We start from the raw sequence: 26,350 nt of genomic DNA, 5'->3' as shown, positions 1-26,350 counted from the left end.
GACTCAGGCACACTTGGGCAGGTCTTCAGACCCGCGCCCCTCATGCCGCTTGGCGTGCTGCAAACCGCCGCCGATAGTCGCGCGGCGAAAGCCCGGTCAGCTTGAAAAACACCTTCCGAAAAGCCGCCGGGTCCTCATAGCCGACTGACCAGGCCACCTGGTCGACATTGCGATTGGTCATCTCCAGAAGGCCGCGCGCCTTGCTGACGCGGACCTGCTGGAAATATTCCGTCGGCTTAAGACCCGTCGCCTTTTGGAAGCGGCGCAGAAAGGTGCGCTCCTCGAGGCCAGCCTGCCCCGCCATCTCCGCGAGCGAGACCGGCCGCAGGTCGCCCTCCCCCGTTTCCTGGGCCTGCAGCCAGTGCTGCACCCTGAGCACGGCCTCGTCGCCATGGCGCAGGTTCGGGGCAAAATTGCTGTAATAGCGTTGCTCGCGTCCGGGCGGATCGACCAGCAGGAAGCGCGCCGTCTCCAGCATCACCGCCGGGCCGAGCAGCCGCTCGACCAGCGTCAGGCCGAGATCGGTCCAGGCCATGATGCCTCCGGCGGTAATGACATCGCCGTCGTCGATGATCATCTGGCCGGTATCGATCTCGATGTCGGGAAAGCGCTGGGCGAGCGCCTGCGCGAAGCTCCAATGCGTCGTCACCGGCCGACCCGAGAGCAGGCCCGTCTCGGCGAGGACGAAGGCGCCGGCGCAGACCGAGCAAAGCATCGCACCTTCTTCGTGCTGGCGGCGCAGCCAAGGCGCGAATCGGGACGAAATCTCTCGCGACGGCAGGGCGCCGAGGCCCGGCAGGGCGACGATCGCGACCGGCCTGTGCTCGGCCGAGCCCTGCGTGTCGACGGCGCAGGCGATCTCGCCATCCTCCGCGATCTTCCACTGGCTGACCCGGATGCCCCCCGCCGAATCGCCACTGCGGCTGGCGATCTCATTGGCCGCTTCGAACAGGTCGACCATGCCGTAGACCGCGGCAGTGCGCACGCCAGGGTAGAGGAGCAGGCCGACTTCGGGTAATTTATTACCTTTGGACATGTGTCAGTTTTGCCTTGGATGAGCGGCAGAGCGATCCCTAGCATGTGGTCGTGAGACGATTCAATGATTTACAGACCCGACGGCGGGGCAAGATAAACGCGGCCGAGTTCTGGGATCGCGGCATCCCCGCCTGCTCCTGGAACCGGGTCGATTGATATTGAGGAAGAGGCAGGTAAGGATTCCTGCGATCCCGGGCGCCCCTATGCTCGCGCCCCGGCGGCCATCGCCACCAGCGTCTTGCGCAACGCGCCCCCATCGGTCACCGGTTCCGCAAACAGCACGCGTGCGGTCTCGTCGGCGAAGGCCATGTCGATGCCCTCTGGATCGATGCCGGTGAGGCGCCAGGGGCCGTCCCGGGCACCCGCGAGCTTCGTGGCGTAGAGCCTTACAGCGTCGGCGTGGTCGGCATTCATATGTTCGATTGCGCCGGCTTCGGCCTCGCGCAGGGCCTCCGCGCCGCTGCAGTCGGTCAGCAGATCTTCCGGCGACAGGCGTGCCGCCCGGGCAAAGCCGCCATTGAGATGGCCGCCGGTCACCACGATCTTGAAGAAGCCGAAATCCGGAAAGCCGGCATAGAGGGCGGATTTGGGATGGCGCGCCAGAAAGCGCGCCTTCACGGCCTCGCCCGCGGCGATCTCTGCTCGGCCCATCACCGTCAGCCGGGCATGGGCCAACGGATCGCCCTTGCCGCCCTCGGTGAGGAGCAGCGAGATGCGCGCGTCCTTCTCGATATTGGCGCGATGAACCGCGAGCCTGGAGAGGAGCAGCAACGGCGAACCGTCGACATCCGTCGCCACATTGACGAGGCTGGCGAAGGGCGAGCCATCCTCAGCGTCGATGGTGGCCAGGGCACCGGCCCGGATCCGCCGCAGCAGCGCCTTCGCCTCCGCCACCGGCTCGAAATCGGCGGGCTGACCGGCCGGATTCGGCTGGCCGGGCTGACGTGTGTTATCGGTGCTGGACATCGGGTTGAAGACTCGTCTCACCTGCAATTGCCGGAACAAAACCACGTTTGGGTGGAAACGGCGCGTTGCTCAAGTTCCTTGCTTTGACGCGTTTCTGCGATTCGCGGCGATCGCGTCAAATCACAAAGCGCTTTCGAAATTGCCGCTTTATTACCGATAAGCAATCAGAAGAACAGAATTGCCGCGATAATTTCACACTTCCGCCCGTTTGAGCGTAGAATGCGAGAGAATCTGTGGTGATTTGCGTTCGGCAGCACCATAATAAGCTTAGCGGTTTGCCCCGCTCACTATGAGGAATGCAATGCCAACGATCGCACTGGTCGATGACGACCGTAATATCCTGACGTCGGTTTCCATCGCCCTGGAAGCAGAAGGCTATCGCATCCAGACCTATAATGACGGCATGTCGGCGCTCGACGGGCTGAAGGCCAATCCGCCGGACCTCGCCATCTTCGACATCAAGATGCCGCGCATGGACGGCATGGAGCTGCTGCGCCGCTTGCGCCAGAAATCCGAGCTTCCGGTGATTTTCCTGACCTCCAAGGACGAGGAAATCGACGAACTCTTCGGCCTCAAGATGGGTGCCGACGATTTCATTCGCAAACCCTTCTCGCAGCGCCTGCTGGTGGAGCGCGTGAAGGCGGTTCTGCGCCGCTTCCAGCCCAAGGACGCCGCCGCTACCAAGGCTTCGGATGCCAAGATCCTCGAGCGCGGCCTGCTGCGCATGGATCCGGAACGCCACACTTGCACCTGGAAGGGCGAGGCGGTGGTGCTCACCGTCACCGAATTCCTGATCCTGCATGCTCTCGCCCAGCGCCCCGGCGTGGTGAAGAGCCGCAACGCCCTGATGGATGCTGCCTATGACGATCAGGTCTATGTGGACGACCGCACCATCGACAGTCACATCAAGCGGCTACGCAAGAAGTTCAAGCAGGCCGATGATGATTTCGAGATGATCGAGACGCTGTACGGTGTTGGCTACCGCTTCAAGGAAGCATGAGAACAAGACCCAGAGATCGTGGAACAGCCGAAGAAGGCACAGACTTTGTCATGCCCTCTTCCTTGCGGACGCGATGTGCCCACGACCTATGACATCTATCGCGAACCCAGAATCGCCTCCGATGCTATAGTCATGCTCCATCGATCCTGAGGCTGCCTTGCTCGATAGAAACACCACCCCCGAGCGCGACACCGGAACTGCCGAGGCTCCGCGGCCCCGATCGATGCTCCGCCGGCGTTTGCGCCGACTGCTGCGCATTGTGGCGGTACAGACCTTTTCGAGCCTGACGCGCCGCATCGTGGTGCTCAATCTCGCCGGCCTGGTCGCCTTGGTGGTCGGCATCATCTATCTCAACCAGCTCCGCGAAGGGCTTATCGACGCGAGCGTGAAGTCGCTTTTGACGCAAGGCGAGATCATGGCGAGCGCGGTGGCCGGATCGGCCACTGTCGAACAAGGCTCGATCAACATCGATCCGGAAAAGCTCCTGGAGCAGCGGGCCGCGACTGACGACGACAGCGACGACTCGACGTTGCTGGACTTTCCGCTCAACCCGGAAAAGGTCGCGCCCTTGATGAAAAGGCTGGTCTCGCCGACCACGCTGCGCGCCCGCGTCTATGACAAGGACCTCAATCCGGTCATCGATTCGGATAATCTGTTTCTGTATTCCGATATCATTCGCTCGGACCTGCCCAAGCCCAAGGAAGAGCCGGGCCTGGGCGAGAAGATCTGGAACGTGGTCAAGCGCCTGGTCTTTCGCTCCGACGCCCCGCTTTACAAGGAGTTGGGGAGCCAGAACGGCAAGGGCTACAGCGAGGTGCGGGCAGCACTGGACGGCACGCCCTCCTACCTCGTGAGCGTCGACGAGCGAAACGAGTCCATCGTCGCGGTCGCCGTGCCGATCATCCGCTTCAAGACGGTGCTCGGTGTCTTGCAGCTCTCCACCCGTCCAGGCGACATCGACGCGATCGTCACGGCCGAGCGCGTCGCCATCCTGCGGGTGTTCGCGGTGGCCGCCGTGGTGATGGTGATCCTTTCCATCCTTCTGGCCAGCACCATCGCCGGGCCGATCCGCCAATTGGCGCGAGCCGCCGAGCGCGTGCGCTATGGCGTGAAATCGCGGCAGGAGATTCCGGATTTCACCGAACGCTCCGACGAGATCGGCCATCTGTCCGGGGCGTTGCGCGACATGACCACCGCCCTGTTCAAGCGCATCGAGGCGATCGAGAGCTTTGCGGCCGACGTTGCGCATGAATTGAAGAACCCGCTGACCTCCCTGCGGTCTGCGGTGGAAACCCTGCCGCTCGCGCGTAGCGAGACCTCGCGCGACCGGCTGCTGGAGGTGATCCAGCATGATGTGCGCCGGCTCGACCGCCTGATTTCCGACATCTCGGACGCCTCCCGCCTTGATGCCGAATTGCTGCGAAACAGCGCCGAGCCGGTCGATGTCGTCAAGGTGCTGACCGCTCTCACCGATGTGTTCAACAGCGTGGAGCGCGACGACGGCGTAAAGGTGCGGCTGGCCATCCCCATGGGACTGCCCGCGACTGCCCTCTTCGCCACTGGGCATGATTCACGGCTCGGCCAGGTCATCAACAACCTCGTCGACAATGCGCGTTCCTTCTCGCCTAGGAACGGCGAGGTGCGCATCAATTTGCGCCGCAACAAGAACGACATTGAAATCGCCGTCGAGGATGACGGGCCCGGCGTGCCCGAACATGCCCTGGAGCGGATCTTCGAGCGCTTCTACACCGATCGGCCCGAGGAGCAGGGCTTTGGCCAGAACTCCGGCCTGGGCCTATCCATCTCCAAGCAGATCATCGAGGCTCATGGCGGCAAGCTCTGGGTCGAGAATCGCAAGAATGGCGAGGAGATGCTCGGCGCCCGCTTCGTCGTGCGGCTGCCGGCGGCAGCGCCCTAAGCAGACCTCCGTTGGCAAGCCGACGCTTCGTCCACATAGTTCCTTGTTTTGTCGTGGGTTCTTTTCGGAGAACCGCATGACACCTCTCCGAAATCCGCCTGAAGCATGGCGTCCGCTCGTCAACGGGGACGTTTTGGCCCACTTTATGCGAGCGCTGCGGAAGAATATAATAAGAGTTGCCGGCTTCCTGCCATGAAACACGAGGCTCGTCTTCTGCGTTATGACGGGAACACCGGGTGAGCTGAAACATTTGGCTTGCAGTGATGATCGGTATTGTTCTCGTCGCTCACAATCATCTGGCCAGCGAATTCCTGGCAACCCATGAGCATCTTGCCGCTCGGCAGAGCGGCATCGAGGCGGTCGATATTTGTCCCGGCGACGACATCGAGGCGAGGAGAGAGGAGCTCCGCGCGGCGATCCGGCAGGTCGATTCCGGGGAAGGGGTGATCGTCCTTGCCGACATGCTTGGCGAGATTCCTGGCAACCTTGCCATGTCCGTGGCCGACAATGAGAATGTCAGGGTCATGGGAGGGCTCAGCCTGCCCATGCTGATGAAGCTGACGAGGACGCGCGCCACGCTTTCTCTTGCTCAGGCTCTCGAACCCTTCGCGATGGAGGAGGCCGAGGGCTTGCCGGCCGATGTGGCGCACGAACTCAAGAATCCGCTGACCTCGCTCCGCTCGGCTGTCGAGACGTTACCGCGCGCCAGGAGCGAAGCCTCGCGCGACAGGCTGCTCGAAGTCATCCAGCACGATGTGCGCCGGCTGGACCGTCTGGTCGCGGATATCTCGGACGTCTCACGCCTCGATGCGCAATCCCTGCGTGCCGGGGCCGAGCCCCTGGATGTAGCGCAATTCCTCATCGCCCTCACCGATGCCTATAATACGGTCAGGCGTGCGGAGGGCGCGCAGGTGCGCCTGAGCGTGGCCGAGGAGCGCGCCCATGCGCCGCTTCTCATCAGGGCCGACGCCTTGCGGCTCGAGCAGGTGATCAACAACATCGTCGACAATGCCCGCTCCTTCTCGGCGCCGACCGCGGAAGTGCGCGTCAATCTCCACCACAGGGGAGATGACGTCGAGGTCACCATCGACGATGACGGGCCAGGCATCCCGGAGCAGGCACTCGAGCGAATCTTCGAGCGCTTCTATTCCGACCGCCCCGGCGAAACGCAGGCCAACGGACATTCAGGGCTCGGGCTGGCCATCTCCCGGCAGATCGTCGAGGCACATGGCGGCCTGCTCTGGGCCGAGAATCGCAAGAGCGACACGAATATACTCGGCGCCCGCTTCGTCATCCGCTTGCCGGGCCTGGCGGACTGAGCCAGACTGCCGGCCTATGCCTTCGACCCCCACCATTCATGCCACCTGCTTCGTGCTCGACGGGCGCGGCATCCTGCTGCGCGGCGAGTCGGGTGCGGGCAAGAGCCGTCTTGCACTGCACTTCATCGAGACGGCGGCGGAGCAGGGGCGCGCGGCCAGGCTGGTGGGTGACGACCGTGTCTATATCGAGGCGATCGAGGGGCGGCTCGTCGCCTCCGTTCCCGCGGCGATCGCCGGTCTGATCGAGCGGCGCAGCCTGGGATTGCGGGACGCCGGCATCGAAAGCATCGACTTTCAGCCCTCGGCGCAGGTATCGCTGGTTGTGGATATCCTGCCCGATGCCGAAGTTTTCGCCGAGGCCGGCAAAAAAATTAACCGCATCCGTCTCGAAGGCATCGAATTGCCCTATCTGGCCGTTCCGCGCGATTTTGCGAACGCCGTTGTATTAATCGAGCAGATTCTGCCCCAACTGGAACAGTTTCAAGGGTGAATTCCACCCTTGCGGGCAGGCATCGCCCTTAACAAAGCGTTGACTCCTATGGCTGCGATGTGACGAGACTGCGACAATGTGAGCCGCGGGGAGACTTGTTTTTGTGCAACGCGAGAATAATATCACGCCCGAAAGCTACGGGTTGCGGGGCGCCGCCAAAGCGCCTTGGCCGTGCGTTGCGGAGGCGTCGTCTCATTTTGCTCAACACCGGGTGGCGCGAAAGCGAAAGTGGCCTGGATTGTTGTCGCGATAGCGACGGCGACCCCAAAGATTCGATGCGGATCACCCGATGATCGGCATGGTTCTCGTTACGCACGGGCATCTTGCGACCGAGTTTCTGTCGGCTCTCGAACACGTCGTGGGGCCGCAGCGTAATGTCGAGGCCATCGATATCGGCCCCGAAGACGATGTCGAGCAAAGGCGGCGCGACATCATCGATGCGATCGGCAGGGTCGAAACCGGCTCTGGCGTCGCGGTGCTCACGGATATGTTCGGAGGAACACCTTCTAATCTGGCGATATCCGTGATGAGCGGCCCATCGATCGAGGTCGTAGCCGGAATCAACCTTCCTATGCTTGTCAAACTGGCGCGACTGCGCAGCGAGGTTCCCCTCGCCGAAGCAGTCACCCGCGCCCAAGAGGCTGGCCGGAAATATATCAATATCGCCAGTCGTGTGTTGTCAGGCCAATGATTCGACGTTCTCTCAATCTCGCTGTACATGACCAGTTCGCCGACGGGGTTATGGTAGCCCCGGTGGCCTATACCAACCCCTGGGCCAAATGCTGGGGTTCGAGCGCACCTGCCGGTTGTGCGCCGATCCAGATGCAGGCGGAAATCTCCTCGTTGCATGGGCAGCAGATGCAAGCAGGCAGCACTGACGAAGAACCCTGTCTCGAGCCGGATACGGCGCCGGCGCCGACCACAGAAGGCGGAATCGTCCGAATCCTCCCCATCATCAACAACAAGGGCCTGCATGCCCGCGCTTCGGCGAAATTCGTGCAGACGGCCGAAGGTTTCGATGCCGATGTGAAGGTCACCCGCTGCGGCGAGACCGTCGGCGGCCAGTCTATCATGGGCCTGATGATGCTGGCTGCGGCGCGCGGCACCACCATCGTGGTCGAGACCTCGGGCAAGGATGCCCGCGCCTGCATGGACGCCCTGGAAGCCCTGCTCGCGGACAAGTTCGGCGAAGAAGCCTAAAGGAAAAGATCGCGTTCGGTCGAAACGTCCTTCCGGCTAGCCTTGCCGAGAGCAGAAGCATGTTGCAATGTTGGCTGCTTTCGTCAGAAGCATGGCGCTCTGATTACAAAGTCGTGATCCAAGCGGTTCGTCTCCGGAGACGAAGCGGTCCCTGTCCGCGAAGTCGGCCTACATGACGCCGTCCAGCGCCCCTCCTCCTCAAAATCGCTGAAAACAATCGAAAATCCGCCTTTTGCATTCGAAGGACGGAGTGAATTCCTGCGCTGCAAAACCTGCGCGAGGGGAAGATCATTCTGCACGTATAGGCAGCAATATATCTTCACCAAAAGTCATGCTTTCGCCGCAATCCAGCCTAGGAGCCGCCCCAGCCCGGAGTGAATTTTCTTCGCGTTACCTCGGCACCCGGTTCGGCGCAAGCCGGAAACCTCAGCCCCCCAGCCCCCCGACTTTTGTTGGATCGGGTCCGCCGAGGTGGCGTCAGATGACCAAAGTTTCAAGCCGATCTCGCAAGGGATCGGCTTTTTTGTTGCTGGGAGCGGCTCGCTTTCCGAAAGCAGGCAGAATCTCGGCGCTCGCAGCACCCTTGAAACCCCCGCGCAAATTGTCCATCTGTGCAGCGGCGTTTCCGCCCCTTTGAACAATAATCAAGAGTGAAGAAATATGAGCGCTGAAGTTCATGGCGCTGGCCCGGATGTCGCCGGGCCACAGAGCCGTACGTTCGAGGCCGACGTCGCCAAGCTGCTGCAGCTGATGGTGCATTCGGTCTATTCGGACAAGGATGTCTTCCTGCGCGAGCTGATCTCCAACGCGGCCGATGCCTGCGAGAAGCTCCGCTACGAATCCCTTTCCAATCCCGCTCTTCTCGGCGACGAGCAGAAGGCCAGCATCAGGATCACCCTCGATCCCGACGATCGACGCATCAGCGTCGAGGACAATGGCATCGGCATGAGCAGCGACGAAATGATCGAGGCGCTCGGCACAATCGCCCGTTCTGGTACCAGAGCCTTCGTCGAGCGGCTGGAGAGTGCGGCCCAGCAGGCGGAAGGCAGCCAGCTCATTGGCCAGTTCGGCGTCGGCTTCTACTCGACCTTCATGGTGGCCGACAAGGTCGAGGTGTTCTCTCGCCGCGCCGGCTCGGATGTCGCCAGCCTCTGGTCTTCCGACGGCAAAGGCTCCTATTCGGTGGCTCCCGCCGCTCTGGAGGAGGCGCCCGCCCGCGGTACACGCGTGGTGCTGCACCTGACGGAGGATGCCAAGTCCTACGCCGAGACCTTCACGATCGAGCAGCTGATCAAGGCTCATTCCGGGCATGTGCCGGTGCCGATCCTGCTGGCAGACAAGCCAGATGCCGAGCCTCGCCAGGTCGCCGACGGCGCGGCGCTATGGACGCGCCCCAAGGCCGACATCCCGGCTTCTGACTACACCGATTTCTACCGCAGCCTTGCCGGCCAGTTCGACGATCCCGCGCTCACCGTCCATTTCCGCGCCGAGGGCCGCCAGGAATATACGATGCTGGCCTTCGTGCCGGGATCGCGCCCCTTCGACCTGTTCGATCCGCAGCGCAAGGGCCGCATGAAGCTCTATGTTCGCCGCGTGTTGATCACCGACGAGGCGGATCTCCTGCCCGGCTATCTCCGGTTCGTGCGCGGCCTGATCGATTCGGCCGACCTGCCGCTCAACGTCTCGCGCGAGATGATCCAGGAGAGCCCGCTCCTGTCAGCCATCCGCAAGGCGGTGACGGGACGCGTGCTCTCGGAGCTCGACAAGCTCGCGGCCAACGACGCCGTCGCCTATGCCAAGGTCTGGGAGAATTTCGGCGCCGTGCTGAAGGAAGGCCTCTACGAGGACTTCGAGCGCCGCGACGCCCTGCTCGGCCTCGCCCGCTTCAAGACCACGACCTCGGCCGGCGAGTGGCGCTCCCTGAAGGAGTATGTCGCCAGCCTCAAGGAGAACCAGACGGCGATCTATTACCTCGCCGGCGACGATGCGAAGCGGCTGGAAACCTCGCCGCACCTGGAAGGCTTCCGCGCCCGCGGCATCGAGGTGCTGCTGCTGGCCGATCCCGTCGACAGCTTCTGGGTCACCTCGGCGCTCGGCTTCGACGGCAAGCCCTTCAAGTCGGTGACGCAGGGCAGCGCGGACCTGGCCGCGACTCCACTCGCCGACAAGGCCGAGGAGCAGGCGCCGGAGGTCTCCTCCGCCATCGCCGCCTTCCTTGCCTTCGCCAAGACCACATTGGGCGACGACGTCTCCGACGTGAGGGCTTCCGAGCGTCTTACCTCCAGCGCGGTGTGCCTGGTGGCGCCCGATCAGGGCATGGACCGGCGCATGGAGCAGATACTTGCCAGCGCCGGCCGCCTCGATGGTGCGATGCAGAAGCCGGTGCTTGAAATCAACCCGCGCCATGCCCTGGTCGGCAAGCTCGCCGCCGCACGTGAGACCGGAAGCGACCTCGCCTTTGTCGAGAGCGCCACGAAACTGCTGCTCGATGAAGCCCGCATTCTTGACGGCACCGTGCCGAGCGACCCGGCCGGCTTCGCCGAGCGCCTGTCTCAGGTGCTGGCGAAGAGCCTGGGGTAATATTCCTGGGATCGCAGGCTTCCAGCCTGCTCTTGGAACCGCCGCGCCTGCGGTGGGGAAGAGCAGGCAAGGATGCCTGCGATCCCAGGAGATTCTACCTTCCCACCCTCTGCCCGATCAGGCGCTCGAACAGCAGCGCCACGATGATGATCGTGCCGATGGCCGAGCCCTGCCAGAAGGGCGAGACGCCCATCAGATTGAGGCCGTTGCGGATCATCACCATGATGAGTACGCCGATGAGCGTGCCGATGATCGAGCCGCGCCCGCCGAACAGGCTGGCGCCGCCGATCACCACCGCGGCGATGGCGTCCAGTTCCATGGCGTTGCCCATGAGCGGGTCGGCCGAGAGGATCTGCGCGATCGAGAAGGTGATCGCCACGGCTGAGAGCGCGCCGGAGATCACGTAGGGCAGCACGGAATAGAAGAGAACGCTGAGGCCGGCCGCCCGCGCCGCCTCTTTGTTGGAGCCGATGGCGTAAATGGTGCGCCCGCCCTTGGTGTAGGTCAGATAGGCCCAGGCCAGGATATAGAGCACCGCCAGGAACAGCACATTGGTGGGAATGCCGAACACGTCCGTATAGACGATCGACTGCATGCTGTCGGGGATACTGGCGATCGCCGTCTGGCCGGAGAGGATATAGGCGAGGCTGCGCCCGATCGCCATCACGCCCAAAGTGACGACGAAGGCGGCTAGGCCGAAATAGGCGACGAGGATGCCGGAGAGGAGCCCGATGCCGCCACCGCACATCACCGCCAGCACGATCGCCACAGGTACGGGATAGTTGTTCTGCACGGCAAGGCCCAGGATGATGCCGGTGACACCCGCGACCGAGCCAACCGAAAGGTCGATGCCGCCCGTCAGGATGACGAAGGTCATGCCCACGGCGACGATGCCGATCACCACGGACTGGTCGAGGATGTTGAAGATGTTCGAACGAGTAAGGAAATAAGGCGAGAGCAGCGACAGGCAGACGGCGAGCAGGATGGCAAGGCCGATCATGCGGAACTCGAGCCGCTGGGTCAGCCAGGCTAAGCGATGGCGCGCAGGATCTGAAGTGGTGCTGTCGGTCATCGGGCTATCTTTCTACAGCGTGGCTGCGAGTTCATCGACCTGGGCGCGCACCAGCCCCGGTTCGGGCGGCGCGACATCGCCGGGCAAGGTGAGGCCGACCCAACCCAGATCATGCCCGCGTGGGCTGACCAACGGCAGCAGCATGGTGGCACGCGAGCCGTCGCCCTCGGGCACGAAGCTCGAATCGCGCCGATTTAGGGCACCGGCAATACGGGTGGCGGCGAAGGGCTTCACTTCGCCCACCGCGAAGCCGGGGTCTGCCGCCGCGTCTTTCGTCACCAGGTTGAGGCAGATCAGCCTGTCATCGTCGATCAGGGCCCAGAAGCCGGCACCGCCGCATTGCTGGGTGAGGCCACGCAGGATCTCGGTGTTGCGCGCCATCGAGGTGCGTGGCGCGGCGAGCAGGGTGAGCTTTTCCTCGTCCAGCAATTCGGCCGGCAGGTCGGCGACGCTGAGACCGTCGCTGATCACCACAATGCGGTTGGACAGGCCCAGCAGTTCCTCGAAATCGGACGACACCACCACCACGGCGACGCCCTTGGCGGCAATGTCGCGCAGGATGGCATAAATGGAGGCGCGGGTGCCGATATCGACGCCCTTGGTCGGCTCGTCGAGAATGAGCACGCGCGGCTCCAGCAGCAGCCAGCGCGCAATGATGATCTTTTGCTGCATGCCACCCGAGAAGTTGAGCATATTGGCGTCGAGCAGACGGTCGGGCGGCAGGCCGAGGCTGCGCAGCAGGGCGTCTACCGCCTTCTCGCGGCTGCGATAGCCGAGGCCGAAGCCGCGATGTGCGCCGAGATGGGCGAGCAGCAGATTTTCCTTCACCGAAAGGTCGGGCACGATGTTCTGCGAGCGCCGGTCCTCGGCAACAAAGCCGATGCCGGCCCTCACCGCCTGCGCCGGCTTGCGTGGATCGATCGGCTTGCCGTCGATGAGGATGGTGCCGGCACTGCGGGGCCTGAGGCCGAAGATCGCCTCCACCGTTTCCGAGCGCCCAGCCCCGACAAGGCCGCCAAGGCCGAGGATCTCGCCGCGGCGCACGGCAAAGGAGACATCCTTGACCAGCGGCGGCGTTGCGATGTTGCGCACTTCGAAGGCCACCGGCGCATCGCTTCGGGCGCCCGTTTCCTCGCGCGAATAGATGGCGCCGACATCCTGCCCGACCATGTGGCGTATGAGATCGGACTGGCTCAGCGAGGCAGTAGGAAGGGACGCCGCCACCGTGCGCCCCTCACGCATGACGGTTACCCGGTCGGTTATGCCGAAAACCTCTTCCAGCCGATGCGAGACGAAGACGAGGCCGCGGCCATCGTCGCGCAGGCGCGTCATGATGTCGAACAGCCGCTCGACTTCACTCGGGCTGAGGGAGGAGGTGGGCTCGTCGAAGATGATCAGCTTGGCATTGACGCCGAGCGCCTTGGCGATCTCCACGAGCTGGCGCTGGGCGGCCGAAAGGCGGCGGACCTCAATGTCGAGGCGGAGTGCATCGCCCTGTCCGAGCACTGAGAGCAGTTCGGCTCCCCGCTTGTGCAGATCGGCATAAGAGAGGCGGCCGGGGCGCCCCAGTTCGGGCAGGAAGATATTCTCGGCCACCGAGAGGTCGGGTACGAGGCTGGTCTCCTGCATCACGATGGCGATGCCGACATCGAGGGCGTCGCGGGTGGAGCGCAGGTGGATCGGCTGGCCGCGATAGACGATCTCGCCCGCATCCGGCCTGACATGGCCGGAGATCACCTTCGACAAAGTGGACTTGCCGGCGCCGTTGGCTCCAAGCAGGCCGTGCACCTCGCCGGCAAGCAGCTCGAAGCGCGCGCCCGCGAGTGCACGGGTGCGGTCGAAGGTCTTGGCGACACCGGTCGCGGTCAACAGAGGCTCCGCGGCTAAAGGCAAGGAAGGCTCCTTATACCGGAGTGGCGGTCTCCGACCGCCATCCCTTCTTCAAACGAGGCGGTTCAAGAATGGCGGTCGGAGGCCGCCACTCCCTTCTCATCCCATCTCGTTGGCGAACACCGTCTCTTTCACCGTGGGCAGCTCCTTGTCGATATTGTCGCTGGTCACCACCAGGATCGGCACGGAAACTTCCTTCTCAACCTTGCCGCCGCCGAGCGCCGTCACCAGTGCCTCGCCGGACTTCTGGCCCATGAGATAAGGCTGCTGCATGCCCGAGGCGACGATCTGCTTCGATTTGAGCAGGTCGACGAATTCCGGGATGCCATCGAAGGCGGCGACCAGGATGTCGTCACTGCGGCGGGCAGCCTTGATGGCGCGCAACGCCCCGATGGCCGGCTGGTCCGTCTGCACGAACAGGCCGCGCATGTCGGGATTGGCGGTGAGCATGTCCTGCGTGAACTTGAAGGTCTCGTCGGCGGTATAGGACTGCATCTGCTGGAGTCCCGCTTCCTTTCCCTTCCAGCCGCCGGCGGCCAGACCGTCCCGGAAGCCCTTGGTGCGAGCCTGGCCGTTCTTGCGGGCCTGCGAGATGGTGATCAGGCCGACCGAGCCGCCTTCCCAGCCCTTCGCCTTGAGTGCGCCCGCCAGCGCCTCGCCGACGCCCTTGGCACCCTCGTAGTTGTTCGAGATGATAAAGGCGGCATAGTCGCCGCTGTTGGTGCCGATATCGCCGATCACGACGGGAATGCCGGCGCGGGCGGCGAGGGTGAGTACGCTCGGCGCGGTGGATGAATCCGTCGGCGAGATCACGATGCCGGCGACGCCCTTGGCGATAGCATCCTGGGCATTCTGGAGCTGGGTCTGCGGGCTGTTGTGGGAATCGAGCGCCTGGTAGCCATAGCCCTTGGCCTTGGCCACGGATTCGATGCCCTTGGACAGATAGCGCCAGAACGGCAGGTCAAGGCCCGGCGTCAAATAGACGATATCCTTGCCTGCAGCCCGTGCGGCCGGCATGCCGAAGGCACCGGTGCCGGCGAGCGCGGCGCCGGCGGTGAGCTGCAGGAATGTTCTTCTCTTCATATGATCCTCCCAATCCGCTCCTTGGCGGTTCCTGGTTCAACCTCATCCCTCTGCGGGGATTTGCGACGGGAAGTGAGCCTTCCTCTATGTGTCCGCGCCAGCCTTCTCCTCTTCGAGGATCGAGCGGGTCGTGGTGTAGATGCGATCGAGATGGATGCCGAAGGCCGCCACCACGGCCTTGGGATCACGCGCCCTGAGACCGGCCAGGATGGCGGCGTGATCCTGGCAGCTGAGCGCAATGGCGCCCGGTTGCGACACGGCCTTCCGGCGATGGGGCATGGCATAGAGGTAGAGATCGATGACGAAATCGGCGAGCAGGTCGTTGCCGCAGGCGCGGTAGATCGCGACATGGAACTCCCGGTCGCAGATCAGGAAACGCACGGGATCGCCGATCGCCTCGCGCTGGGCTTCCAGCGAGCTCTCCAGCATGGCCAGCGTAGCGGCATCGACGCGCCTGGCGGCATCCGCAACCACCGGCCGCTCCACCAGCAGCCGCGCCGCATGGATCGCCTCGATGTCGTAGCGATTGATGATGCGTGGCTCATGCAGGCCTGAGGTTACAGGGCCGACGTCGGCGCTGAGCACCCGCGTGCGTGCGCCATGCGAAATGCCTATGATGCCGCGCCCGGCCAGGATCTGCATGGCGCCGCGCACCGTTTCGCGGCTCACCTGCAGAGCGACGGCGAGGTGCCGCTCGCTTGGCAAGGTGTCGGCGACCTGCAGGATGCCGGCGGCGATCAGCGAAGCGATCTTGTCGGCGACGAGTTCGCGCACCTGCCGCCGCACCACGCCATGACGCAGTTCGGGCACGTGTTCGAGGACCGAAAGAGCAGTCTGCACGGACATGAAAGGACGCTTGCACCTGGTTCAACTGGACCGGCGACCAGACCAGTTAGGACCGGAATTACCAGGGCTGTCAAGCCACCGCGGATTGCCTCTTACAGGTATGACATGCAGAGCGGGTGAAGTGTTCCGCGGAACAGGCCGCAATTGGTGTGGGTCTTCGGACCGGCATGCCCGAGACCTAAAGCGTTTTGCGATTTGCCGGCATCGGCAAGAATCGCAAAGACGCGTCGAACCAAAGAGTTAGAGAAAGGTAGCGTTTACGCCTAAACGCTCTTTGCACTAGACATCCAGCGTATGCTCGCGCTCCCATTGCGTGAAGTGCTGGGCGTAGCTGTTCCACTCCTGATGCTTCAGCTTGAGGTAGGAAGAGGAGAAGGCATTGCCGAGCGCTGCCTTTAGACCCTTGTCCTTGTCGAAGCTTCTGAGGGCGTCGAGGAGGTTCAACGGCAGCTTGGGGGCGCCCTTCACCGTGTGGCCCATCTGGTACATGTCGATGTCGTAGCGCTTGCCGGGATGGGCCTTGGTATGGATGCCGCCGAGGCCGGCCGCGATGATCACGGCCTGCAGGAGATAGGGATTGGCGGCGCCGTCGGGCAGTCGCAGCTCGAAGCGACCCTTGCCGGGCACGCGCACCATATGGGTGCGGTTGTTACCGGTCCAGGTTACCGTGTTGGGCGACCATGTCGCGCCCGATACAGTGCGCGGGGCATTGATTCTCTTATAGGAATTGACGGTGGGATTGGTGATGGCGGCCAGCGCCTCGGCATGTTTCATGATGCCGCCGAGGAAGTGGTAGCCCTGCGCCGACAGGCCCATCTCGTCTTTGGCGTCGTAGAACATGTTGGTCTTGCCGGCCTCGTCCCATACCGAGATATGGGCGTGGCAGCCCGAGCCTGTCAGGCCCGGGAAGGGCTTGGGCATGAAGGTGGCGCGCAACCCGTGCTTCTCGGCCACCGACTTGACCATGAACTTGAAGAAGGAATGGCGATCGGCCGTGACGAGGCAGTCGTCGAAGTTCCAGTTCATCTCGAACTGGCCGTTGGCATCCTCATGGTCGTTCTGATAGGGGCCCCAGCCGAGTTCCAGCATGTAGTCGCAGATCTCGGCGATGACGTCATAGCGGCGCATCAGGGCCTGCTGGTCATAGCAGGGCTTGGCAGCGTTGTCCTTGGCATCGGAAATGGCGTTGCCGTCGGCATCGATCAGGAAGAACTCGGCCTCGACGCCGGTCTTGACATAGAGGCCTTCCTTGGCCGCATTGGCCATGACGTTCTTGAGGACGACGCGCGGAGCCTGCTCGACATGCTGCTCCTCCATCACGCAATCGGCTGCTACCCAGGCGACGTCCTTCTTCCACGGCAGTTGCACGACCGCGGAAGCGTCGGGCACGGCAAAAAGATCGGGATGGGCGGGAGTCATGTCGAGCCAGGTAGCGAAGCCGGCAAAACCCGCGCCATCCCTCTGCATATCCGCGATCGCCGCCGCCGGCACCAGCTTGGCGCGCTGGGCGCCAAACAGGTCCGTATAGGAAATCATGAAGTAACGGATGCCCTTTTCCTTGGCGATTTCGGCCAGATCCTGCGTCATACTGTCGGTCCCCGATGTCTGGATGATTTGGTGTGCCAGCCTTCGGGCTGGCATCGTTTTGGTTTGGTATGCAAGAGTAGTGCCGGCCTGGAGAGCCTGGAGGCGCTGCCAGCGTTCGTCATTGCGAGCAAAGCGGAGCAATCAAGGGGCCAAAGGGCGGTGCCTGCTGCCCTGGATTGCTTCGCTTCGCTCGCAATGACGGGACACTCTCAGAACCCCTGCCCCGGGATCCAGCTCGTGCCAGCCAGAGGCACGCGTGCCATGGCGGCGGCCTCGATCGTGAGGGCGCAGAGGTCCTCGGGCTCAAGATTGTGGACGTGGTTCTTGCCGCAGGCACGCGCGATGGTCTGCGCCTCCAGCGTCATCACCTTGAGGTAGTTGGCAAGCCGCCTTCCGGCCTTGACCGGATCGAGCCGTTCCATCAGTTCGGGATCCTGAGTGGTGATGCCCGCCGGGTCCTTGCCCTCATGCCAGTCGTCATAGGCGCCGGCGGTGGTGCCGAGGGCTCGGTATTCTTCCTCGTGGATGGGGTCGTTGTCGCCCAGCGCCACCAAGGCGGCCGTACCGATCGAGACGGCATCGGCGCCGAGCGCCAGGGCCTTGGCCACATCGGCGCCGTTGCGGATGCCACCGGAGACGATGAGTTGCACCTTGCGATGCATGCCGAGATCCTGCAACGCCTGGACGGCCGGACGGATGCAGGCGAGCGTGGGCTGGCCGACATGTTCGATAAAGACTTCCTGCGTCGCCGCCGTGCCGCCCTGCATGCCGTCGAGCACCACGACATCTGCGCCCGACTTCACGGCGAGCGCCACGTCGTAATAGGGCCTGGCGCCGCCGACCTTCACATAGATCGGCTTTTCCCAATCGGTGATCTCGCGCAGTTCCAGGATCTTGATCTCGAGATCGTCAGGCCCCGTCCAGTCGGGGTGGCGGCAAGCCGAACGCTGATCGATGCCCTTGGGCAGGGTGCGCATCTGAGCGACGCGGTCGGAGATCTTCTGGCCGAGCAGCATGCCGCCACCGCCGGGCTTGGCGCCCTGGCCGACCACCACTTCGATGGCGTCGGCCTTGCGCAGGTCGTCCGGGTTCATGCCATAGCGCGAGGGTAGATACTGGTAGACAAGGGTCTGCGACTGGCCACGCTCCTCCGGCGTCATGCCGCCGTCGCCCGTGGTGGTCGAGGTACCGGCGATGGTGGCGCCGCGCCCGAGCGCCTCCTTGGCCCGGCCCGACAGCGAGCCGAAGCTCATGCCGGCAATGGTGATCGGGATCTTCAGTTCGATCGGCTTCTTGGCGAAGCGTGAGCCGAGCACGACGTTGGTCGCGCATTTCTCGCGATAGCCTTCCAGTGGATAGCGGGAGATCGAGGCGCCGAGAAAGAGCAGGTCGTCGAAATGGGGCACCTTGCGCTTGGCCCCGCCACCGCGAATGTCATAGATGCCCGTGGTCGCGGCACGGCGGATTTCCGACAGGGTGTAGTCATCGAAGGTCGCGGATTTGCGCGGGACGGTCGGCGGATTGTGATAGCTCATGAGGAGATCCCTGGGATCGCAGGCATCCTGCCTGCTCTTGAAAGAGGTGACGCTTCAGGAAGAAGCAGGCCGGAAGCCTGCGATCCCAGGTCAGTACGCATCAGCATTGTCGATATTGAAATTGTAGAGCTTGCGGGCCGAGCCATAGCGCTTGAATTCGTCCGGCTTGACATCATCAAAACCCGCCCTTCCCAGCAGGCTCGCGAGAATCTCCAGATGCTCGGGCCGCATCTCCTTCTCGATGCAGTCGGCGCCGAGGCTCTTTACCTTGCCGCGCACGAAAAGCCGGGCTTCATAGATGGAATCGCCGAGCGCATCGCCGGCATCGCCGCATACGACGAGATTGCCCGACTGCGCCATGAAGGCGGACATGTGTCCGATATTGCCGCGCACGACAATGTCGATGCCCTTCATCGAAATGCCGCAGCGCGAGGAGGCATTGCCTTCGATCACCAGAAGGCCGCCCTTGCCGGTGGCGCCGGCATATTGGCTGGCGTCGCCCTTGATGCGCACCTCGCCGGACATCATGTTCTCGGCGCAGCCGGGGCCGGCCGAGCCATGTACGACGATGGTCGCTTCCTTGTTCATGCCGGCACAGTAATAGCCGACGCTCCCCTTCACATCGATGCGGACGGGTGCGTCGACACCCACTGCAACGGCATGCGAGCCCTTGGGGTTGGTGACCTCCCAGGCCGTGGCGTTGGTGCCTGCCTTCAGCGCATGCAGGGCCTGGTTCAGCTCGCGCAAAGGCGTCTTGGCCAAGTCAATCTTGGTTAGGTCGATCTTCTCAATGTCCGTCTTCACGCGTTCGGCCTTCGTTGCGAGCTGATCCATGCCTCAGCGCTCCCAGAAATAGACGGTGGCGGGCTCGGGCTCCCACACCTTGGCATCCTCGATGCCCGGCAGGTTGACCAGCGCGCGGTATTCGGAACCGAAGGCGACGTATTGGTCCGTCTCGGCCAACACGGCGGGTTTGCACGCGACCGGATCGCGCACGACCCCAAAGCCGTCCTTGGTGCCGACGACGAAGGTGTAGAAGCCGTCGAGATCGTCGAGGCCCTTCTCCATCGCCTCACCGAGATTGAGGCCCTGATTCATGCGCCATGTCAGATAGGCGGCGGCGACTTCGGAATCGTTCTCCGTCTCGAAGCTCATGCCGTCATGCCGAAGCTCGCGGCGCAGATTGTTGTGGTTGGAGAGCGACCCATTATGGACCAGGCATTCGTCCGCCCCGGTCGAGAACGGGTGTGCGCCGAGCGTGGTCACCGCCGATTCCGTCGCCATGCGGGTATGACCGATGCCATGACTGCCCGTCATCTGGGCGAGGGCGAAGCGCTTGGCGACCTCGGTGGGATAGCCCACTTCCTTGTAGATCTCGATCGCTTCGCCCGAGCCCATGATGCGCACCGAGGGTCGTGCCGCCCGAATGGCCTCGCGCGCGGCTTCCGCCTTGTCGGCAGGCACGCTGAGCACCGCATGCGTATCCTTCGGCTTGAGCGTGACCACGCCGCCCACAGCCTTGCCCACGGCCTCGGCAAGGCCCTCGAAGTCGACGGCGGGATTGGCCGACTGCACGGTGATCTTGGCCTTGCCGACCTCGGGCGCGCCGTAGATGGCGAAGCCGGCCGAATCCGGCCCGCGGTCGCACATGGTATTGAGCATACCGGACAAAAGCGCGCCCAATTCAGGCTCCAGACTCTTGTCCTTGAGAAACAGGCCGACAATGCCACACATGATGGGCGCCCTCAGTGCAAATAATTTCACTGAGGCTAGCAAGTTCGCCCGGCACCATCAACCGTTCTGAACAAATTTTTCCTGTGAGGAATAATCCTGAGGCAAATTGACTTTCCTGACAGGAAAGTATGCAGGTAGCGGCTGATCGAAACTATCGACATGAGATGGTGACCCATGCTCGCTTCCTCACAATGGGGGAACCAAAAACAGCGTCAATTTTGCCATTCTGCACGCTGAGAGAATAGATAGTGGAACGCCCAAGCGGTCCCTGGTTTTCAGGCAGGCCGTAATTCGCGATATACCTTCGATTCCGGTCTCCCGCGAACGCAACCCTCGGCGAGACAAGCCCGGCGGTGCCGAAAATGACGGCGGCGGATCGGACGAAGAACAGACGTGCCGAAACAAGGAGTTGGGACAAAGCAGCGCTTACGCATGAACGCGCTTCGCTCGAGGGGCTGCAGCCTCCGGGGCATGTACCTCCGAACGACTGGACGTTCGCAAAGAAACGCCTGGAGCAATGGACTTTGGCGCCATAGCCCGGGCAGGGAGGGTCTGCAGATGGCTTACAAGATGAATATCCCGGATTCCTGGATAAAGCAGAACGCAAAGACAAAGAATATCGGCTATCTTCTCAATCTGGACAGCGCCGTCGGCGAGAATTGCGCCAACAGAGCCGACGATGTCATGCTCGTACAATACATCCTCATGACGACCCTCGCCGCCCCCAAGGACCAACCTCTTAAAATTGACGGACCGACCGAGGTACATGATTTCTTCGACTTCGTCGGTGCGGCCTTTGCCGCCGATGCCGCGATGACCGACCAGATCGCTCGGGAATACCGCCAGCTCGCCAAGACGTTCTTCGACAATCAGGCCCCGTTCCCAACTGGAAAATGCGACAGCATCACCGTGACCTGGATACGAATGTTCCAGATGAGGCACCTTCGCAAGTTCGTTTCCGCCGTCGACGGCCGCGTTGATCCCATCAATCCGATTCATGGCCCCATGCAGAAGAGCACGATGCTTCGGCTCAATGTCGCGTTGCCGGTATGGCGGACGGATCTCGAAAAATCGGATGCCCCGGCCGCCCTCAAAAGCGCTCTCCGAGATTTTCGACAATAGGCGTCAATACGCTTGAAGCTGATCCCGGGTCGGAAGCCGCGGCAATACACATCCGGTCACCACATCGACAGCGCTTCGGACGCGCCGCTCAAGCCGTATTGCCTGTATCTCCAGTTGTCGTAGGACGGGTAGGGGCGGCTCGCGGCGGCCGCGCGAAGCTCCCAGCAGATCTCGGCGGCCAGATCCTGCGTCATCTGCTGGCACCAGTCGAGGCGGCCATGCCGATCGGGATAATAGAACTCCACCGGGATATCATCTCCCAGGCGCTGGCGGAGCACGGTCTCGGTCGGCATGCCGTCGAAATCGAACTGCAGGGGGCGGCGGGTCGATGCCGTTACTGTGAGAGTGAGATCGCCCTCCGCCGACAGGGCGCCGATCAGGAGCGCATCCGAACCGCCATTTTTGGTGAGGCAGACGCCCCTCATGGCCACAGTCCGTTTGAGGGCTTCGGCAGGGAGCCTTAGCGAGCGCAGAACTTCGCCCGTCCGTAGGGCCGGCAGACGCGGCCCACGCACGAAATCCGCCACGGCAAGTCGGCGTTCGCCGTCCGCGGCGGTCCAGATCGTACACACCCCCTCCAGCGCTGCGCCGAGCGCGATCAACGGCCCGAAGGGCAGCGCCATGCACAGATTGCCGCCCACTGTCGCCATGCTCCAGTTCCGGAAGGTGGACGGGAAGGCCCTGCAGCAGCGCGCGATCAGCGTCGCGCCCGGCCAGTCGATCGGTGCCTTGAAGGCGGCGAGCGTGCCGAGGCTGCAGGTTGCCGATATTGTGAGGCCCTGCTCCGTCGCCACCAGGGGTTCCCAGTTCATGCCGAGGAGGTCAACCACGCGGCGAACATCGGGCTGAGGCGCGGCGAAGAGCCCTGTGCCGCCAGCAAGCCAGGCGTCGGATTTTTGGAAGCGTCTCGCAACGGCGGTGAGGGCGGTCCGATCGGCGGGGCGGACGGCCTTCATGATGGCATTGAGGTCCATGGCCGCGCCTCAGGTTCGCTTGGCGACAAGGACAATCGGCCGGGCAATCACGACAACGACGAACGGCATCAGTTCCTCCACGGCGCAAGGCAAGGCTTCGCCGCCGCTGCGCACGAGCTTTTACGGATGGGAAGTAATTTCTATGATTGTCATAGGAACGCTGGGGAAGACGGAGCGCTTCTCTGACGTCATCATCATACCAGATTTCGAATCGCGGGATATTTCCGATTGCAGAGCGTGACGCTGCCAAATCGGCAGCAGGACGTCCGAGCGGGGAAAGCGTCGGGAAAAGTCTGTGCGGCAATGTAAATTTGTGTTTAGATCTTCACCATGATCGTAATTTCTGACCAGAAACAAAGAAGAGATGACGTGAGGGCAGCTACTTTGGCCCGCCCGCGTGAGCATGCTCTTTCGCCAGCCCTGCTAGCACGTGTATTTCACCAGCCCTCCCTGGTTTATTTCAATGCAGTTGCTGAATATTTATCTATCCGCGAGGCCGCGCGCCGGCTGAATGTCGCGTCATCGGCTGTGACACGGCAGGTCGCCGGCCTTGAGGACGCGCTCGGCATGGAGCTGTTCCAGCGCGAGAACCGCCGCCTCAAGCTGACGCCGGCGGGCGAGATCCTCTACCGCCACTCCCGCCGCCTGCTGGCGCCGATGGAGGCCGCCGTCTCCGAACTCGACATGCTGCGCGGGCTGAAGACGGGAACGATCCGAGTCGCCACGGTGGAGAGCGTTGGCCTGTCCTTCGTGCCGCGGCTGATCGCCGATTTCTGCCAGCGCTATCCGCGCCTGCATCTCGACGTCTCCGTCGCCTCTTCGGCAGAGGTGATCGCCCGCATCATCGACGAGCGTGTCGACATTGGTTTCGGCTTCATCGCCGGCACGCCGCGGGGCATCGAGGTGGCCGTCAGGCGCGAGGTGCATATTGGCGCCGTAATGCTGCCCGGCCATCCGCTGGCCGCCAAGAAGGCGCTGACGCTGGCCGATTGTCTCGATCACAATGTAGCGGTGGCCAAGCCCGAGATCTCCTTTCGCGAGGTGATCGATCCCTTCCTGCAGCGCCTGGCCCTGTCCCGCCTGCCGCTCGTGGAAGTGGATTCCATCCGCATGCTGGTCGAACTCGCCCAGATCGGCAGCCACATCTCGATCATGACGCCGATCGGTGCCCAGAACGAGATCCAGCGCGGCGAACTGGTGTTCCGTCCGCTCGACGAGCCCGGCCTGCCGACCAACCGCTTCGGCCTGATGCTGCGCGCCGCCGGCAACCTGCATTTCGCACCGGCAGTGTTCTATGATCACGCCAGGGAGCATTTCGAGGCGATCGTGCTGCCCGGGGCGGTATGAGGCGGCGGATAGTGTGAGTTCATGGTTCCGCGCCGACCTGGAGATCGGCACGAGGCCGCACCCTACCCGGCCTGCCGCCGCCACAGCTCCCAGCGGGTGCGAGCGATGCGATAGGCATCGGGGATCGACAGGGACCAGACGAACAGGCCGCCGGCAAAGCGTCCGATCAGGGAAGTATCGGGTGTTGACAGATGCAGGGTCAGAAAGCCGAGCAGCAGCGTGAAAAAGACAAAGCCGAGCCCGCGCGCCTGCTGGCCAAGTAGCACATGGCCGACACCCGGCAACACCGCCGCCACGGCCAGCACGAGATAGGGATTGGGCGGTTTTGGCAGGATGGCGGCAGGCATGGTCATGCTCTCAGGCCGGGACGCGCCGACGCCGCCCGCCGCTCGGTGGGCTCGACGGCAGCGGCGATCGCCTCCAGCCCATCATAGAGCCGCAGGAACGTCGTGGTCTCCACCCTGGCATCGCCGAAATCGCATTGGCGCAGGAGGAGATGCGCCCCGCGCTGCCCCTCTGCCACCTGGTGGATCACCCGCAGGCCGCGCGGCGTGAGCATGATCTCCTTCACGCGGGGATCTTCGAGGAGAGCGGCGAAGACCTTGCTTATGCGCGGCAGCAGTGCGCTCGCGCCCGGCCCGCCGCGCAGCATCGCTTCGGAGGGAAAGCCCGCTGGTACGTCGAGGCGCAAGGGCAGTTCTGGCGTGCGTGCATAGAACTCACCGCCCGAGGGCCGCACCAGCACACCGAGGCTGGAAGCGGCGGGCAAGGGCGTGAGGATGGTGAGCGAGAGCCACAATTGCGGCAGGCGCCGAAGCGTCAGGCTATCGGGCAGGAGCTCGGCCCGGATCTGCCGTCCTGCGATGCGGCCGGTCAGACACGGAAAGCCATCCCGGCCCAGCGTGATCTCGCCGGCGTCGAGCAGCGAGAGGCAAGCGGCAAGGATATCGCGCCGCTTGCGCCAGGTCGCCGCCCTCTCGCGCCGCTGGAGCCAAACCAGCGGTGCAAGGCCGATGGCGACGAAAGCGAGGCCGCCGAACCAGGCCATGGCTCAGTACCCCTTCGGCCGTGGCCAGGGCATGGTGAACTGATCCCCGCGCCGCACGAATTTGTAGCGGTGGAAGGCGAACCACATGGAGACCACGATGTAGAACACCATCATCGCTACGAGCTGGGTGCCATAGCCGAGGAACACGGCGAAATAGGTGGCGGCGCAGAGCACGAACAGCACGATGGCCGGCAGCGGATGCAACGGGTGGACATAGCCGCGCTTGATCGAGCCGAGTGGCCATTTGGCGCGGAACATCACCATGTTGAAGGACATGAAGGTGTAGCCGAGCAGTCCCGACAGGATCGAGAAGGTCACCACCTGGTCAAGTGGGGCGCCGAGTGCGAAGATGAGCGCGATCGGCACCAGGAAGAAGATCGAGCGGAAGGGTGTGCGATATTTCGGATGCACCGCACCGAACCAGGTCGGCATGTAGCGGTCGCGCCCCATGGAGAACCAGGCGCGAGAGGCGTCGTTGATGCAGCCATTGGCCGAGGCGAGCGTGGAGAAGATGGTGCCGATGAAGAGCAGCACCATCAGCCCGGTGGAGTCGGTCAGGCGAGCGGCGTCGAACAGCGGCGTCACTGCTTGTCCCAGATACTCCCAGGGCATCAGGCTGACGCAGACATACCAGGTGATGGCAGCGGCGATCAGCAGCGTGATCATGCCGAGCATGGTGCCCAGCGGCAGCGAGCGGGCGGGCGAGCGCACCTCCTCGGCCGCCTGCGTGGTGCCCTCGATGCCGAGATAGAACCACAGGCCGAAATGCAGCGCCGCGATCACGCCCAGCCAGCCATAGGGCAGGCCGTTGAGGAATTCTGCAGGTTTGAGCAGTTCGTTCGACCAGGGTCTCACGCCGACGAAAAGGAGAAGGATTGCGATGAAGGCGATGGCGGTGATGACGAGGTTGAAGGTGAGCGTGGCATAGACGCCGCGATAATTGAGCAGCGCCAACCCCATGATGGTGAGCACGATGAAGGGCTTGTCGTGCACGCTGTCGAAGCCGGCCATGCCGCCCACGGTCTGGATGAGATAGCCTGCGGTGATGGCGTTGGCCGCCTCCAGCATCGTGTAGGCCATGACGAGGAAGAGGCCGACATTGAAAGCCATCAACGGGCCGACGATGTGCTTGGCCTGCGCATATTGGCCGCCCGCCGCCGCCACCGTGGAGGTGACCTCGGAATCGATCATGGCGACGCAGGTATAGAGGAGGCCGGCGACCCAGCAGGCGATCAGGGCCGCCAGTGCGCCGCCCTTGCCGACGGCGAAGTTCCAGCCCATGAACTCGCCGACCAGCACGATGCCCACGCCGAGCGCCCAGACATGTGCGGGGCCGAGCACGCGCAGGAGCGAGATCTTCTCGCCATGGATGACGGTCTGCGGCGCGGCGGCCGCCTCGGAAGTGACTTCCGTCATGGCGTGCCCCTGTGTGTGGGATCGATGACCAAGGTGTCCTCGATCTCGCCTTCGCGGGAGGACATCAGTACGTCTTCGGAATAGGCGCTGTTGGTCTTGATTAGGTCATAGAGCATCCAGGCGCCGATCAGGATCGAGATCGCCCAGGCAATATATTCGAGGATGACGAAAGCATTCATTGCCCAAGC

The 26,350-nt window shown here is 63.3% G+C and carries 24 protein-coding genes; 9 read left to right on the top strand and 15 right to left on the bottom strand.

Translation table 11 applies throughout. The annotated features are described in order from the left end of the window. Positions 1–40: 40 nt before the first annotated feature. Positions 41–1,036, bottom strand: a complete 996-nt coding sequence (locus ACMDCR_RS04715) for a GlxA family transcriptional regulator (RefSeq protein ID WP_413991410.1) — start codon at positions 1,034–1,036, stop codon at positions 41–43. A gap of 200 nt (positions 1,037–1,236) precedes the next feature. Further along, entirely contained in the window at positions 1,237–2,001 is a 765-nt protein-coding gene (locus tag ACMDCR_RS04710) for a HugZ family protein (RefSeq protein ID WP_413991409.1), read from the bottom strand. A gap of 301 nt (positions 2,002–2,302) precedes the next feature. Between ACMDCR_RS04710 and ACMDCR_RS04705 the strand changes: the two genes are divergently transcribed. The 7 genes from ACMDCR_RS04705 (at position 2,303) to htpG (ending at position 10,508) form a co-directional block, all read left to right on the top strand. After that, positions 2,303–3,001, top strand: a complete 699-nt coding sequence (locus ACMDCR_RS04705) for a response regulator transcription factor (RefSeq protein ID WP_068296688.1) — start codon at positions 2,303–2,305, stop codon at positions 2,999–3,001. Between the two features lie 223 nt (positions 3,002–3,224). Further along, on the top strand, positions 3,225–4,919 hold the full coding sequence (locus tag ACMDCR_RS04700; RefSeq protein ID WP_413993533.1) for a stimulus-sensing domain-containing protein: 1,695 nt from the start codon (positions 3,225–3,227) through the stop codon (positions 4,917–4,919). A 263-nt stretch (positions 4,920–5,182) separates the two neighbouring features. Beyond that, a complete protein-coding gene (locus tag ACMDCR_RS04695; RefSeq protein WP_413991408.1) occupies positions 5,183–6,238 on the top strand; it encodes an ATP-binding protein in 1,056 nt (351 codons plus the stop codon). 16 nt (positions 6,239–6,254) lie between these two features. After that, positions 6,255–6,728, top strand: coding sequence for an HPr kinase/phosphorylase (locus ACMDCR_RS04690; protein ID WP_413991407.1), 474 nt, complete (start codon positions 6,255–6,257; stop codon positions 6,726–6,728). 289 nt (positions 6,729–7,017) lie between these two features. Continuing rightward, positions 7,018–7,419 (top strand): PTS sugar transporter subunit IIA, encoded by a 402-nt coding sequence (locus ACMDCR_RS04685; protein ID WP_284316126.1) that lies wholly within the window; start codon positions 7,018–7,020, stop codon positions 7,417–7,419. Between the two features lie 167 nt (positions 7,420–7,586). Beyond that, positions 7,587–7,928, top strand: coding sequence for an HPr family phosphocarrier protein (locus ACMDCR_RS04680; protein WP_413993532.1), 342 nt, complete (start codon positions 7,587–7,589; stop codon positions 7,926–7,928). A 660-nt stretch (positions 7,929–8,588) separates the two neighbouring features. Next, positions 8,589–10,508: a molecular chaperone HtpG gene (gene htpG, locus ACMDCR_RS04675; RefSeq protein WP_413991406.1), complete on the top strand. Its 1,920-nt coding sequence runs from the start codon at positions 8,589–8,591 to the stop codon at positions 10,506–10,508. Positions 10,509–10,602: 94 nt separating this feature from the next. Here htpG and ACMDCR_RS04670 read toward each other — a convergent pair whose 3' ends face one another. The 8 genes from ACMDCR_RS04670 to ACMDCR_RS04635 all read right to left on the bottom strand — a co-directional run bounded on the left by ACMDCR_RS04670 (position 10,603) and on the right by ACMDCR_RS04635 (position 20,255). After that, the gene (locus ACMDCR_RS04670) at positions 10,603–11,580 is read right to left on the bottom strand and encodes an ABC transporter permease (RefSeq protein WP_413991405.1); all 978 of its coding nucleotides are present in this window, start codon (positions 11,578–11,580) and stop codon (positions 10,603–10,605) included. Between the two features lie 12 nt (positions 11,581–11,592). Beyond that, positions 11,593–13,449, bottom strand: a complete 1,857-nt coding sequence (locus tag ACMDCR_RS04665) for a sugar ABC transporter ATP-binding protein (protein WP_413991404.1) — start codon at positions 13,447–13,449, stop codon at positions 11,593–11,595. Positions 13,450–13,569: 120 nt separating this feature from the next. Further along, the gene (locus ACMDCR_RS04660; RefSeq protein ID WP_413991403.1) at positions 13,570–14,553 is read right to left on the bottom strand and encodes a substrate-binding domain-containing protein; all 984 of its coding nucleotides are present in this window, start codon (positions 14,551–14,553) and stop codon (positions 13,570–13,572) included. 84 nt (positions 14,554–14,637) lie between these two features. Next, positions 14,638–15,399: a FadR/GntR family transcriptional regulator gene (locus ACMDCR_RS04655; protein WP_413991402.1), complete on the bottom strand. Its 762-nt coding sequence runs from the start codon at positions 15,397–15,399 to the stop codon at positions 14,638–14,640. Between the two features lie 279 nt (positions 15,400–15,678). Continuing rightward, positions 15,679–16,986 carry a type III glutamate--ammonia ligase gene (glnT, locus tag ACMDCR_RS04650; RefSeq protein WP_413991401.1) on the bottom strand — a complete coding sequence of 436 codons (1,308 nt, stop codon included), beginning with the start codon at positions 16,984–16,986 and terminating at the stop codon, positions 15,679–15,681. A 209-nt stretch (positions 16,987–17,195) separates the two neighbouring features. Continuing rightward, on the bottom strand, positions 17,196–18,521 hold the full coding sequence (locus ACMDCR_RS04645; protein WP_284316143.1) for an FMN-binding glutamate synthase family protein: 1,326 nt from the start codon (positions 18,519–18,521) through the stop codon (positions 17,196–17,198). A gap of 90 nt (positions 18,522–18,611) precedes the next feature. Continuing rightward, entirely contained in the window at positions 18,612–19,355 is a 744-nt protein-coding gene (locus ACMDCR_RS04640; protein WP_413991400.1) for a protein GlxC, read from the bottom strand. A 3-nt stretch (positions 19,356–19,358) separates the two neighbouring features. Then, a complete protein-coding gene (locus tag ACMDCR_RS04635) occupies positions 19,359–20,255 on the bottom strand; it encodes a class II glutamine amidotransferase (protein ID WP_413991399.1) in 897 nt (298 codons plus the stop codon). A gap of 558 nt (positions 20,256–20,813) precedes the next feature. Between ACMDCR_RS04635 and ACMDCR_RS04630 the strand changes: the two genes are divergently transcribed. After that, complete coding sequence (locus tag ACMDCR_RS04630; RefSeq protein ID WP_413991398.1) at positions 20,814–21,377, top strand: hypothetical protein; 564 nt, start codon at positions 20,814–20,816, stop codon at positions 21,375–21,377. A gap of 56 nt (positions 21,378–21,433) precedes the next feature. Here ACMDCR_RS04630 and ACMDCR_RS04625 read toward each other — a convergent pair whose 3' ends face one another. Beyond that, on the bottom strand, positions 21,434–22,351 hold the full coding sequence (locus tag ACMDCR_RS04625; RefSeq protein WP_413991397.1) for an FAD binding domain-containing protein: 918 nt from the start codon (positions 22,349–22,351) through the stop codon (positions 21,434–21,436). 330 nt (positions 22,352–22,681) lie between these two features. Between ACMDCR_RS04625 and ACMDCR_RS04620 the strand changes: the two genes are divergently transcribed. Continuing rightward, the gene (locus ACMDCR_RS04620) at positions 22,682–23,698 is read left to right on the top strand and encodes a LysR family transcriptional regulator (RefSeq protein ID WP_413991396.1); all 1,017 of its coding nucleotides are present in this window, start codon (positions 22,682–22,684) and stop codon (positions 23,696–23,698) included. Positions 23,699–23,760: 62 nt separating this feature from the next. Here the strand turns inward: ACMDCR_RS04620 and ACMDCR_RS04615 are convergent, their stop codons facing one another. The 4 genes from ACMDCR_RS04615 to ACMDCR_RS04600 are packed head-to-tail and all read right to left on the bottom strand — an operon-like array spanning position 23,761 to position 26,341. After that, positions 23,761–24,051: a hypothetical protein gene (locus ACMDCR_RS04615; protein ID WP_413991395.1), complete on the bottom strand. Its 291-nt coding sequence runs from the start codon at positions 24,049–24,051 to the stop codon at positions 23,761–23,763. Next, the gene (locus tag ACMDCR_RS04610) at positions 24,048–24,746 is read right to left on the bottom strand and encodes a hypothetical protein (RefSeq protein WP_413991394.1); all 699 of its coding nucleotides are present in this window, start codon (positions 24,744–24,746) and stop codon (positions 24,048–24,050) included. Before ACMDCR_RS04610 ends, ACMDCR_RS04615 begins: the two co-directional genes overlap by 4 nt. 3 nt (positions 24,747–24,749) lie before the next feature. Beyond that, on the bottom strand, positions 24,750–26,162 hold the full coding sequence (locus tag ACMDCR_RS04605; RefSeq protein WP_413991393.1) for an APC family permease: 1,413 nt from the start codon (positions 26,160–26,162) through the stop codon (positions 24,750–24,752). Then, complete coding sequence (locus tag ACMDCR_RS04600) at positions 26,159–26,341, bottom strand: hypothetical protein (RefSeq protein WP_413991392.1); 183 nt, start codon at positions 26,339–26,341, stop codon at positions 26,159–26,161. The genes ACMDCR_RS04605 and ACMDCR_RS04600 overlap by 4 nt, the downstream gene beginning before the upstream one ends. Between the last annotated feature and the right edge of the window lie 9 nt (positions 26,342–26,350).

Origin of the sequence: Labrys okinawensis, assembly GCF_047345005.1 — a bacterium.
Taxonomy (GTDB): Bacteria; Pseudomonadota; Alphaproteobacteria; order Rhizobiales; family Labraceae; genus Labrys; species Labrys okinawensis.
The sequence above is the reverse complement of the archived record's forward strand: the minus strand, read 5'-3'. Positions and strand labels throughout refer to the sequence as shown.